Genomic DNA, 11,592 nt, shown 5'->3' with positions numbered 1-11,592 from the left:
TTAAATGGGGCGTACAACATATTAAGAAAAGCAGTCCTGAACGCTTTTGCAGACGGGATAGAGGGGTTAGGAGTAACTCCAATCAGGTTTACCCCTGGTAAAGTGACTTTGTAGATTTGTCTATAATTTCACAAACTCTTGCTGTATGATACCTTGAGTGGCGTAGCCATAACCGCAGGTAGTAGGTTAAGTGGATAACTGCAACCAAGGATGAAGCAATAACATCGATCACCTTAGTGCTGCAATTGTCAAAAAAATCACTCTTGGGGAGCAAGAGGCAGGAGTAAAAAGGGGTTAAGATTATTGTAGCACTTCCTCTGAACCAGTAATTTAAGGCTAAATGGCAGATAAAATTAAGATGACTTCATTACTACCTCGAAATCTCGGCGTTGTCATCCGGCCGGCCCAATACCGGGATTTGGACGGAATTGAGCAAATAACTCAAGACTCATTATCTGACTTGACTCCCAAAGAGGCTGAAATTGCCATCAACCAGATGCAATGGTTACGCCGTTGGTATGGATTACTAAAATTTTTGAGTTGGTTTCCTAACCCTCTCAAGTATCGTTTCTGTGCCTACGTAGCAGAACAGGGGCGAGTATTGTTAGGAATGATTCAAGTGTCACCTTTCAACCGTACACGCAGTACATGGCGGATTGATCGGGTAATGCTGGCGAAATCGCTAGAGAAACAAGGAGTAGGCTCACAACTGTTGCGCCATTGCTTTGAGTCGATTTTAGAAGCTCGGACTTGGTTGTTAGAAGTTAATGTTAATGATAAAGACGCTCTAGCACTATATCGGCACAATGGATTTCAGCGCCTGGCAGAAATGACCTACTGGGAAATTGAACCGCAATTACTGGCTGTATTAGCGCAAGCGGAGCCGGACTTACCTAATCTTTTGCCTGTAAGTAATGCCGATGCTCAATTACTCTATCAGTTAGATACAGCATCAATGCCTCCTTTGGTGCGTCAGGTGTTTGATCGCAATACACGGGACTTTAAAACCAGTTTGTTGGGTGCTCTAGCTGATGCTGTGAAGCAGTGGATCACAAAAACAGAAGTGGTGAGTGGCTACGTGTTTGAACCGCAACGCAAAGCAGCCATTGGCTATTTCCAAGTACAACTGAACCGCCAGGGCGAAACTCCTCATGTGGCGACCCTGACAGTTCACCCCGCTTATACCTGGCTATATCCAGAGATGCTTTCCCAATTAGCGCGCATTGTTCAAGATTTCCCGCAGCAAGGTTTACAATTAGCATCCTCAGACTACCAAGCGGAACGAGAAGAGTATTTAGAACGCATTGGGGCCAAGCGCATAGAACATACCCTGGTGATGTCTCGCTCAGTTTGGCATAAGTTACGGGAGTCGAAATTTGTTTCCTTGGAAGGAATTCAGTGGAGTGGGGTACTACAAGGTTTACAACCGGCGCGTAAACCCATACCAGGTGGGATGTCATGGGTAAGACCAACAAACCAATCACCATCAGACAGTCCAGCGCCAGGCAAATCAGAACCTATAACCTTTAAGTGCGATAATTTGAGTATGGAAGTATTGCCGATTCCTGAATCCACAGAGCAGCCAAAACAGGAGAACTAGTTTGACACCCCAAGAGCAACCACAACCGTTTATTTCAGCATTGGGATTAGATTTTGGTCGCAAGCGGATTGGTGTAGCAGGGTGCGATGGTACTGGTTTGATTGCTATGGGACTCACCACCATTGAACGGACATCCTTTGAAAGGGATGTCCAGCAAATCCGCCACATGGTGAATGAGCGTCAGGTACAAGTGCTGGTCATGGGTTTACCTTACTCTATGGATGGGACTTTAGGATTCCAGGCTCGTCATGTGTTGAAATTTGGCAAAAAATTGGCGAAGGCTATGGAGTTACCATTGGAATATGTAGATGAGCGATTAACTTCTTTCCAAGCGGAGCAACTGTTAATAGCTGAAAATATCTCGCCATCACGCCATAAAGGTTTAATTGACCGTAAGGCGGCAGCTTTAATTTTACAACAATGGCTTGACACTAGACGGGGCAACTTCCAGGAAGCCGTGCTAGCCTGAGAGTATTGATACCTTTTACATGATATTCTGAATTGTGTCACTAAGACTGATATCAATTTCTGAAGCTCTTCTCTTGACTGAATTAGTCAAGAAATAGTAAAGACATTTGTATATCTACTTCTATTTATAAAGTTTTACACTTCGGCTATGTTTTCCTCTCCATTTCCTGAAGAAAATGATCATGCTCATGCAGGTTCTATCACCCTCACCGATGAGACCGGGCGAAGCCTAGAATGTTATGTTGAACATTCCCTGGTGGTTGAGGGACAAGAATATGTTTTGCTCCTCCCTGTGGACTCGCCTATAGAAATTTTTGCTTGGCAAGGTGATGATGATGATGAACAGGCGGTTTTGGTAGATGATGATGCTGTCATTAACCAAATTTTAGGTACTGCTCAGGCTGTTTTGGCTGAACAAAATTTGATCGTCAAGCATACTGCTTATGCTCTGACAGTGTCTGGTGATTTACCAGCAGTGGAAGAGTCGGAGATTTTCACCTTGGAAATTGAAGAAGATGAGGAGTTGGAACCTGAACAATTACAGCGACTTGCTAGTTTCTATCATCAAGATCAAGAATACGCAATTTATACCCCTGTAGACCCGCTGCTGTTTTTCGCTCGCATTTCTAGCACTGGAGAACCTCAATTACTTTCCCCAGAGGAATTTAAAAAAATACAACCACTGTTAGAAGAAGAACTTTTTAACGAGGTCGAATAAGCTAAAGTAGATTGATGCTGATGGGGTTGGTAGTAATACTACTCTAGTTAAGTGGGAATGAGGGAAGAATCTCCCACTACCAGTGAGGCTGTAGTGGTGAGAGAATAAAATATTTGTGTTTGAAGTAGTTAAATTTGACTATGACCTGGAATGATCTCTTACAGCCTAATTTAATTATATCCGGTTCTGTCTTGAACCTGACACCCGCAATTATTCAACAATATGGGCTGCAGGGGTTGGTATTGGATGTGGATGAAACCCTGGTACCTTTGAGAGTGGGACTAGCTTCGCCAGAACTACAAGACTGGGTAGAGCAAGTGCGTAGTTCTACACAGTTGTGCTTGGTGAGTAATAATCTGAGTGAATCACGGATCGGTGGAATCGCCCGATCGCTCAATTTGCCCTATTACTTAGGTGCAGCCAAGCCGTCACGACGGAAAATTAGAGCCGCACTCACGGGGATGAATCTCCCTGCGGAACAAGTAGGAATGGTGGGCGATCGCTTGTTTACCGATGTCTTAGCAGGTAATCGTTTGGGAATGTTCACCATTTTAGTAGACCCGATTATTCATCCCGATGTAGCTCTGCGCTCTCATCCTGTGCGGAATTTTGAAGTTTGGTTATCGGAAATCTTGGGAGCTACCATTACCCCTAAAGAAAGAAAAGTTAACAAAACTTGAGAAGTCGTCGCTAAAGTAAATATAAAGAAATACTTAAGAAACCTAGGGAAAATTGGGAAATCGGTGATGATAATAATTGATAATATGGGGTCAGCAAAATAAAGACCCTAGCCCATAATAAATAACAATTAACCCGTAGAGCGTCGGCCTTTATCTATAGAAGGCTCGGCGCTTTACAAATTTTAACGAAAATTATCAATGACCAAGACGATTGTTATCAAAATCGGTACTTCTAGCCTCACTCAACCAGAAACCGGACAGCTAGCGCTGTCCACCATTGCCACCTTAGCAGAAACACTGTGTCATTTGAGACAGGAAGGGCATAGAGTGGTTTTAGTTTCCTCTGGGGCGGTGGGAGTGGGTTGTGCCAGATTGGGTTTAACTGAACGTCCTAAAGCCATGGCTCTCAAACAAGCAGTAGCAGCAGTGGGACAGGGGCGGTTAATGCGGATATATGATGATTTATTTACTACACTATCCCAGCCCATTGCTCAAGTGTTGCTGACTCGTAGCGATTTGGTACAGCGTAGCCGCTATCTGAATGTGTATAATACCTTTCAGGAACTATTGGGACTGGGTGTAATTCCTGTAGTCAATGAAAATGATACGGTAGCAGTGGAGGAGTTGAAATTTGGCGATAATGACACCCTTTCGGCATTGGTTGCTAGTTTAATAGAAGCAGATTGGTTATTTATCCTCACTGATGTAGACAGGCTATATTCAGCCGACCCGCGTTCAGTACCAGATGCGCAGCCCATATCTTTGGTGAATAACCTCAAAGAACTAGCAGCATTACAAATACAAACCGGATCTCAAGGGTCCCAATGGGGTACCGGGGGGATGTTAACTAAAATTTCTGCTGCTAGAATTGCGATCGCAGCGGGAGTGCGAACGGTAATCACTCAAGGAAGATTTCCCCAGAATATCGAGAAGATTCTGGCCGGGGAACCCCTGGGAACTCACTTTCAACCACAACCTGAACCAACTTCGGCTCGTAAACGTTGGATAGCTTACGGTCTAGTTCCGGCGGGAAAATTATACTTGGATACAGGGGCGATCGCCGCGATCGCCCAGGGCGGGAAATCCTTATTAGCCGCGGGGATTAAAACAGTAGAAGGAAACTTTGAAGCTCAAGCGGCGGTGCAGTTATGCGACCACCAGGGAACGGAAATCGCCAGAGGTGTTGTCAACTACAGCAGCGAGGAGCTAGAAAAGATTCGCGGCTGTCATTCCCGGGAAATTTGCACAATTTTGGGCTATGTAGGTGCTGAAACTGTGATTCATCGGGATAATTTAGTTTTAACTTAGGGGTGCACAAATGGCTGTAGGTGCTATAATAGGAGGTGGTATCTGAGCTTATGGGCGAAATCCCGGCGGGCAATAAATAACCGCCTATAACTGCGCCAAGTCTGACAGATTCACCAAAACTGCATATATTACCGGGAGAGGTGTCCGAGTGGTTGATGGTGACGCACTCGAAATGCGTTTTGGGGCAACTCAACGGGGGTTCGAATCCCCCCCTCTCCGTTTAATTTCCCTGTTGTGGCTAAACCCAGGTTAGATAAGGTAGTTGAGCAGCTGTAGCCTGGATTGCCTCAGACTGAGCCACTAACTGACCGCAAGCATCCCATGTACCAGCAATAAAGGTGCTGCGAGTGCCTTGACTCATGGTAACTTTTGTGGTATAATCGCCCAGTGATACTTGTAAGGTTTCCAAGTTGACTGTTACAGCAGCTTGGGGGTCGGCGCTGACTAACTCTTGCAGTTTTTTGACTGTAGGAGCATCGGCAGTGACGCAAGGTATGCCCATGGCTACACAGTTACCAAAAAAGATTTCGGCGAAACTTTCCCCTATTAAAGCTTGAATCCCCCATTTAGCGATCGCTTGGGGGGCGTGTTCCCGTGATGAACCACAGCCAAAGTTGCGGTTAACGATTAACACATTTGCCCCTTGATATTGGGGTTGGTCAAAGGGGTGTTCGCCCTTTAATGCGGTGCGGTCATCGATGAATACGCCTTCACCCAAGCCATCAAAGGTAATGGCTTTTAAATAACGGGCGGGGATAATTCTGTCTGTATCTATATCATCCCCTATAAGGATTATAGCGCGACCTGAGATTTTTTTAACTTCACTGACCATAATTTTAAGTTTTTGTCACTAGAGCAGGGGGATGGGTGGGGGTGTTATAGCAATTCGCGCACGTCTGCAACTTCCCCTTGAATAGCAGCTGTAGCTACCATGGCGGGACTCATAAGTAATGTGCGACCAGAGGATGAACCTTGTCTACCTTTAAAATTGCGGTTGGAAGAGGAGGCGCTGATTTGTCTACCTTGGAGTTTATCGGGGTTCATCGCTAGGCACATAGAACATCCGGGTTCACGCCATTCAAATCCAGCTTGTGCAAAGATGTGATGCAGTCCTTCGGCTTCCGCTTGTTGTTTCACCCGTTCTGAACCGGGAACCACAAAGGCCTTAACTCCCTGCGCAACGTGGCGACCTTGGGCAATTTTAGCAGCTTCGCGCAGGTCACTAATTCTGCCGTTGGTGCAACTACCAATAAAACAGACATCAATTTTAGTCCCTTTGATGGGTTGACCGGGGAACAAATCCATGTATTTGTAAGCTTCTTCGGCTACAAAGCGGTCTTCTTCTGGTAGTTCTTCTGCTTTGGGTATCAGTTCATTGACCCCGATACCTTGACCGGGGGTAATTCCCCAGGTGACTGTGGGAGCAATATCCGCGGCGTTGAAAACTACTACATCATCATATTCTGCATCAGCATCACTCTTGATAGACTCCCACCAAGCCACAGCTTCCTCCCATTGCGCACCTGTGGGGGCGAAGTCTCTACCCTTTAAGTAATCATAGGTTACTTGGTCGGGATTGACATAACCGCATCTCGCACCGCCTTCAATGGCCATGTTACAAACGGTCATCCGTTCTTCCATGTTCATTTGTGCAAAGGTGGTACCCGCATATTCATAGGCGTAACCTACACCACCTTTTACACCCAGTTGGCGAATAATGTGCAGGATGACATCTTTGGCGTAAACACCGGGGTTTAAAGTCCCATTGACTTCGATTTTGCGTACTTTCAATTTTGATAAAGCCAGAGTTTGGGAAGCTAAAACATCCCTAACTTGGCTTGTACCAATACCAAAGGCGATCGCACCAAAGGCCCCATGGCTAGATGTGTGACTATCCCCACAAGCGATAGTCATTCCTGGTTGGGTCAGTCCTTGTTCTGGGGCGATGACGTGGACTATACCTTGATTACCAGAACCAATGTTATGAAAGGTGATATTATTTTCTTGGCAATTTTGTTCTAAAGCCTGAATCATATCTTCTGCCAAGCCATCGATAAATGGCCGGGACTGGTTATCGGTAGGTACGATGTGGTCTACTGTGGCTATGGTTCTTTGTGGAAACAATACCTTTAGTCCCCTCTCCCGCAACATAGCAAAGGCTTGGGGACTAGTGACCTCATGAATTAAGTGAAGCCCGATAAATAATTGTGTCAGCCCTGAGGGAAGTGTTCCAACGGTGTGTAAGTTCCAAACTTTATCAAACAGGGTGCCTTTGCTCATAAAAATCGTTATTGAACCAGTCAGATTTACTATACTATCAAAAAACTGTCCCCCTGTGACATTTGGCTTTCTATGTGGAATTATGTGTTATTAATTACATTTTATCCCCATTACTTCCCTAACTAGATTTTCTAGTTCGGAATCAAGAAGAATATTCTGGCAATATTTGACGGATTTCGCGATTTTATCAGGGCTAAAACCCAGTTATAAAATTTCAATCTGTTAGTTATGAAAACAAATGGTTACTATTAGAAATAAATGGTTAATTCCTGGGGTTGCAAGTTATGAGTTTGATTTTAGTTATTGAAGATGAGGAGCAAATTCGTTTAAATATCTCAGAAATTCTGCTATTAGCAGATTTCTCCGTCGTCAGTGCTGCTGATGGTTCAGAAGGCTTGCATTTAGCGAGGGTTAAATCTCCTGATTTAATTCTTTGTGATATTATGCTCCCTGGTATGGACGGTTTTCAGGTGTTAAAAAAACTGCGGAATTATCCTAATACAGCTAATATTCCCTTAATTTTTCTCACTGCTAAAGCCGAGCGTGAGGATTTGCGCCAAGGGATGAATTTAGGCGCAGATGACTACATTACTAAACCTTTTGAACCAGGGGAAATATTACAAGCAGTTAAAGCACGGTTAAAAAGACAAGCATTATCTACACAGCAGCATCTGGATAATCACCACAAAATCGAACAACTGCAACAGGAAATTAAAGAAAATGATACAAATTTACAAGTTTCTCGACAACTATCGGATATTAGAGGTAATTTGTTAGAAAAATTATCCCAGGAATTACGCGATCCTCTGTCTAATATCAACATCGCCCTACATATGCTTGGCCATTCTCAGACTGAGGAAAAGCGTCAGCAATATTTGGGAATCATCCAAGAAGAATATGCGCGGGAGGTGAAAATCTTGAATGAAGTTGATGACCTGCGAGAGTTACTGACGGCGGAAAATACTAAGTTACTCCAACAGTTTAATTTGCTGGATTCATGATTATTTTGGCTGGCGTTTTGGCGGCGTTTTTTCTCTCAAGAGAGAATTTTAGCTGTTGAGGGTTACTTCCTAGGCGATCGCATCCCGATATAAGATAGTAAAGGCGTGAAATTTCACGCCTCTAGATACACTTACTATAAAAATGGGTAGTACTGGACTCGAACCAGTGACATCCTGCTTGTAAGGCAGGCGCTCTACCAACTGAGCTAACCACCCGTTTGCTCTCACAATTAAACAATATAGCAAAAGAATTTTGATTGCGCAACCCCTTGGGAAAATATTTTTTTTGACGTACAATAATAACTCGGTAATCCTGTGTAGAAAGGCGATCAATTGCAATATGCCCTCTGCTAGAACCCATGATCGCATTACCTTATATAGTCTACCGTTGATCGCCGGTGCCACTCTATGGCAAACCCGCAGCAGTAATTTAACCCTGTTGGTTGCGAGTGGGTTTATGTTTAGCGGTCTGATGTTTGGCCCGGATTTAGATATTTACTCCCGTCAGTTTCAACGCTGGGGCTTTTTACGCTGTATTTGGCTACCTTATCAAAAAAACCTGCGTCACCGCTCTATGTTATCTCACGGGCCAATTATTGGTACAACCCTGAGGGTAATTTACCTGGGCTGTTTGCTGTGGTTTGTCGCTGTGGTAATTCTGGTGATGGGGGAAATGCTGGGAATTGTCACTCTGACTTGGCGGGATTTAGGTGTAACTGTGGGGCGATCGCTCATGGTTTACACTACGGAATATTTGGCTTTATTTTTGGGGTTGGAGTTGGGCGCTATGAGTCATTCTCTGAGTGATTGGGGTGGTTCGGCTTATAAGCGTTTGCAAAAGCAGGGGGTGCGGGGTTTACTCTCTCCTAGGAGGAGAAGAAGGTGATTTTTTAACGCAAAGGTACGCAGAGGTTTTTATGGATGGGTGTTTGGCGGCTTTACAGGAGTTGATTTCGGTGGTAGCTCGGTTGCGATCGCCTGATGGGGGTTGTCCTTGGGATTTGGCGCAAACTCCCCAAAGTCTGATTCCTTATGTGATTGAGGAAGCTTATGAGGTGGTTGATGCAATTCAAGGGGGTGATGATGCAGCTATGGCCGAAGAGTTGGGGGATTTATTATTACAGGTGGTTCTCCAAGCCCAAATTGCTGGGGAGTCGGGAAGGTTTGATTTGGAGGGGGTTGCTAGGGGGATTTCGCAAAAGTTGATCCGTCGTCATCCCCATGTGTTTGGTGATGTGTCCGTTGCGGGTGTGGATGAGGTGAGGGAAAATTGGGAGGCGATTAAGGCCAGGGAAAAGGGGGAGGTTTCTGTTAAGCATCAGTTGAGTGACCAGCTGGGTCGTTATGGTCGCACTCTTCCGCCGTTAATGGGGGCGATGAAAATTTCCCAAAAGGCGGCCCAGGTAGGTTTTGAATGGGAAAGTATTGACGGGGTTTGGGCGAAGTTTTATGAGGAGTTGGGGGAGTTTCAAGAGGCTTTGGTGGGGGAAACTCCAGCACGTCAAGAAGCAGAATTGGGTGATTTACTGTTTGCAGTTATCCAGTTGGCTCGGTGGTACAATCTTGACCCTAGCTCTGCTTTACAAGGAACTAATCAACGTTTTGTACACAGGTTACAAAAAATGGAGGCGGTGCTTGATCGCCCCCTGTCTGATTACTCTTTAGATGAGTTAGAATCTTTATGGCAGCAGGCTAAGGCCCAAATTGCTCGGGAGCAAGGTTTATAGTTTCATGGTGACTGTCTTCACCTCGGTGTATTGTTGCAGTCCATATTCTCCCAGTTCTCTACCCATCCCTGACTGTTTGAACCCGCCAAAGGGTGCTGCTGCGTCAAATACATCGTAACAATTTACCCACACTGTACCCGCGCGCACATTGTTGGCGATCGCATGGGCTTTGGTAATATCCTGTGTCCAGACTGCTGCAGCTAGTCCGTAGATGGTATTATTCGCCCGGTTAATTACTTCCTCAATGTCTCTAAATTTGATGATGCTCATCACTGGGCCAAAGATTTCTTTTTGAGCGATCTGCATATCATCCCGGACATCAGCAAAAACTGTGGGTGTAATAAAGAATCCTTTTTCGCCGATTTGAGTCCCTCCACACAGCAGCTTGGCCCCTTCCCTATTCCCTGCATTGATGTAACCCATGACTCTATCAAATTGCTCTTTGTCTACTTGGGGTCCTTGTTGGGTGTGGGGGTCAAAGGGGTTACCCACTACCCGCCTTTTCGCTGCTTCTACACTTTTGGTAACAAACTCTTCGTAACATTTCTCTTCTACAAATAACCGGGAACCGGCGCAGCAACACTGACCTTGATTAAAAAATATACCTTCATGGGAACCGGCGATCGCTGCTTCTAAGTCTGCATCGGCAAACACTATATTAGGACTTTTACCCCCCAATTCTAAGGTTACTCGCTTCAGGTTACTTTGTGCCGCAGCAGCCATAATTAAATGTCCTACTTCTGTAGAACCGGTAAAGGCTACTTTGTCAATATCCATATGTCTGGCGATCGCCGCTCCCGCTGTGTGACCGTATCCTGATAATAGATTCACTACCCCAGGGGGAAACCCCGCAGCTATAATTAACTCACCCACCCGCAATGCAGATAAAGGTGTTTGTTCCGCGCTTTTCATGACTACGGTGTTACCCATAGCTAAAGCTGGGGCTAATTTCCAAGCTTGCATTAATAGGGGAAAGTTCCAGGGAATAATTTGACCTACTACCCCTACCGGTTCATGGCGTGTGTAACAGAAATAAGGGCCATTAATGGGGATGGTTTTACCTTGTACTTTGTCAGCCCAGCCCGCATAATAGCGGTAACAGGCAATGACTAACTCTATGTCCCCTAGGGAATCATGTAAAGGCTTACCATTGTCTAAGGTTTCTAGCCGCGCCAATTCCTCAGTATTTTCCTCAATTAAATTTGCTAATTTATACAGTAATTTACCGCGACGGTTAGGGGACATCCCCCGCCATTCCCGACTATTAAAAGCATTGCGGGCTGCTTGTACGGCGCGGTCTACGTCTGCTTTGTCTGCTTCTGCTACCTCACAGATCACTTCCCCTGTACTGGGGTTGATGGTAGCAAAGCGGCGACCGTTGATACTTTCTACCCACTGGTTATTAATCAGCAGTTGGGTAGGTCCGATTTTTACCTGTTGCTCTGGTACTGTGGCTATAACCATCAGGTTCTCCTGGAAAAATCAAGGTTTTACTTAAATAATTACTTGCTATGAAGGGAGGGATACTTGATTAAGGTTATTCTAGCACGGGGAATTTTATCCCCGATGCGGTGCTGTTTGGTTGCTTCAACGCCCATCAAACCATTTGCCAGCTATTAGCTGAAACAGCATAAACTATTAGAGGATGAAATTGGGGCGGACTTAGAGGTTTTAGAGGAACTCCTGGGATGATTGACCATGACCGGTTATTTAAAGAATTAATTTCTACCTTCTTTGTGGAATTTTTAGAGTTATTTCTCCCCCAAGTAGTCAGAGAAATTGACCGAGAATCTATTCAGTTTTTACCCCA

The 11,592-nt window shown here is 45.0% G+C and carries 11 protein-coding genes and 2 tRNA genes; 9 read left to right on the top strand and 4 right to left on the bottom strand.

Translation table 11 applies throughout. The annotated features are described in order from the left end of the window. Nucleotides 1-358: 358 nt before the first annotated feature. The 6 genes from PN457_RS06445 to PN457_RS06420 all read left to right on the top strand — a co-directional run bounded on the left by PN457_RS06445 (nucleotide 359) and on the right by PN457_RS06420 (nucleotide 4,993). Entirely contained in the window at nucleotides 359-1,600 is a 1,242-nt protein-coding gene (locus tag PN457_RS06445; protein WP_271732120.1) for a GNAT family N-acetyltransferase, read from the top strand. Nucleotide 1,601: 1 nt separating this feature from the next. Beyond that, nucleotides 1,602-2,069, top strand: a complete 468-nt coding sequence (gene ruvX, locus PN457_RS06440; protein ID WP_271732118.1) for a Holliday junction resolvase RuvX — start codon at nucleotides 1,602-1,604, stop codon at nucleotides 2,067-2,069. A 147-nt stretch (nucleotides 2,070-2,216) separates the two neighbouring features. After that, nucleotides 2,217-2,786: a DUF3727 domain-containing protein gene (locus PN457_RS06435; RefSeq protein WP_271732117.1), complete on the top strand. Its 570-nt coding sequence runs from the start codon at nucleotides 2,217-2,219 to the stop codon at nucleotides 2,784-2,786. A gap of 140 nt (nucleotides 2,787-2,926) precedes the next feature. After that, complete coding sequence (locus tag PN457_RS06430) at nucleotides 2,927-3,466, top strand: YqeG family HAD IIIA-type phosphatase (RefSeq protein WP_271732116.1); 540 nt, start codon at nucleotides 2,927-2,929, stop codon at nucleotides 3,464-3,466. Nucleotides 3,467-3,664: 198 nt separating this feature from the next. Then, entirely contained in the window at nucleotides 3,665-4,774 is a 1,110-nt protein-coding gene (proB, locus tag PN457_RS06425; RefSeq protein ID WP_271732115.1) for a glutamate 5-kinase, read from the top strand. Between the two features lie 134 nt (nucleotides 4,775-4,908). Then, a tRNA-Ser gene (locus PN457_RS06420) sits at nucleotides 4,909-4,993 on the top strand. A 19-nt stretch (nucleotides 4,994-5,012) separates the two neighbouring features. On the opposite strand, the gene leuD is transcribed toward PN457_RS06420, so the two are convergent. Both leuD and leuC read right to left on the bottom strand, forming a co-directional pair. Then, the gene (gene leuD / locus PN457_RS06415) at nucleotides 5,013-5,606 is read right to left on the bottom strand and encodes a 3-isopropylmalate dehydratase small subunit (protein ID WP_271732114.1); all 594 of its coding nucleotides are present in this window, start codon (nucleotides 5,604-5,606) and stop codon (nucleotides 5,013-5,015) included. A gap of 44 nt (nucleotides 5,607-5,650) precedes the next feature. Then, the gene (gene leuC, locus PN457_RS06410; protein ID WP_271732113.1) at nucleotides 5,651-7,054 is read right to left on the bottom strand and encodes a 3-isopropylmalate dehydratase large subunit; all 1,404 of its coding nucleotides are present in this window, start codon (nucleotides 7,052-7,054) and stop codon (nucleotides 5,651-5,653) included. Nucleotides 7,055-7,338: 284 nt separating this feature from the next. Between leuC and PN457_RS06405 the strand changes: the two genes are divergently transcribed. After that, nucleotides 7,339-8,055, top strand: a complete 717-nt coding sequence (locus PN457_RS06405) for an ATP-binding response regulator (RefSeq protein WP_271732112.1) — start codon at nucleotides 7,339-7,341, stop codon at nucleotides 8,053-8,055. Between the two features lie 143 nt (nucleotides 8,056-8,198). On the opposite strand, the gene PN457_RS06400 is transcribed toward PN457_RS06405, so the two are convergent. After that, nucleotides 8,199-8,271 (bottom strand) — tRNA-Val (locus tag PN457_RS06400). A 124-nt stretch (nucleotides 8,272-8,395) separates the two neighbouring features. Here PN457_RS06400 and PN457_RS06395 point away from each other — a divergent pair. Further along, nucleotides 8,396-8,941, top strand: a complete 546-nt coding sequence (locus tag PN457_RS06395) for a metal-binding protein (RefSeq protein ID WP_271732111.1) — start codon at nucleotides 8,396-8,398, stop codon at nucleotides 8,939-8,941. 31 nt (nucleotides 8,942-8,972) lie between these two features. Continuing rightward, the gene (gene mazG / locus PN457_RS06390; RefSeq protein WP_271732110.1) at nucleotides 8,973-9,782 is read left to right on the top strand and encodes a nucleoside triphosphate pyrophosphohydrolase; all 810 of its coding nucleotides are present in this window, start codon (nucleotides 8,973-8,975) and stop codon (nucleotides 9,780-9,782) included. Here mazG and PN457_RS06385 read toward each other — a convergent pair. Continuing rightward, complete coding sequence (locus PN457_RS06385; protein ID WP_271732108.1) at nucleotides 9,777-11,246, bottom strand: aldehyde dehydrogenase family protein; 1,470 nt, start codon at nucleotides 11,244-11,246, stop codon at nucleotides 9,777-9,779. The two genes, mazG and PN457_RS06385, sit on opposite strands and share 6 nt — an antisense overlap. Between the last annotated feature and the right edge of the window lie 346 nt (nucleotides 11,247-11,592).

Origin of the sequence: Anabaenopsis arnoldii, assembly GCF_028331025.1 — a bacterium.
Lineage (GTDB): Bacteria > Cyanobacteriota > Cyanobacteriia > Cyanobacteriales > Nostocaceae > Anabaenopsis > Anabaenopsis arnoldii.
This window is presented reverse-complemented; position numbering and strand designations above follow the sequence as displayed.

What these genes read in the sequence shown, in the direction of transcription:
- PN457_RS06445 (WP_271732120.1), top strand. Translation starts at nt 359, where the DNA reads ATGACTTCATTACTACCTCGAAATCTCGGCGTTGTCATCCGGCCGGCC.
- PN457_RS06435 (WP_271732117.1), top strand. Translation starts at nt 2,217, where the DNA reads ATGTTTTCCTCTCCATTTCCTGAAGAAAATGATCATGCTCATGCAGGT.
- PN457_RS06430 (WP_271732116.1), top strand. Translation starts at nt 2,927, where the DNA reads ATGACCTGGAATGATCTCTTACAGCCTAATTTAATTATATCCGGTTCT.
- proB (WP_271732115.1), top strand. Translation starts at nt 3,665, where the DNA reads ATGACCAAGACGATTGTTATCAAAATCGGTACTTCTAGCCTCACTCAA.
- leuD (WP_271732114.1), bottom strand. Translation starts at nt 5,606, where the DNA reads ATGGTCAGTGAAGTTAAAAAAATCTCAGGTCGCGCTATAATCCTTATA.
- leuC (WP_271732113.1), bottom strand. Translation starts at nt 7,054, where the DNA reads ATGAGCAAAGGCACCCTGTTTGATAAAGTTTGGAACTTACACACCGTT.
- PN457_RS06405 (WP_271732112.1), top strand. Translation starts at nt 7,339, where the DNA reads ATGAGTTTGATTTTAGTTATTGAAGATGAGGAGCAAATTCGTTTAAAT.
- PN457_RS06395 (WP_271732111.1), top strand. Translation starts at nt 8,396, where the DNA reads ATGCCCTCTGCTAGAACCCATGATCGCATTACCTTATATAGTCTACCG.
- mazG (WP_271732110.1), top strand. Translation starts at nt 8,973, where the DNA reads ATGGATGGGTGTTTGGCGGCTTTACAGGAGTTGATTTCGGTGGTAGCT.
- PN457_RS06385 (WP_271732108.1), bottom strand. Translation starts at nt 11,246, where the DNA reads ATGGTTATAGCCACAGTACCAGAGCAACAGGTAAAAATCGGACCTACC.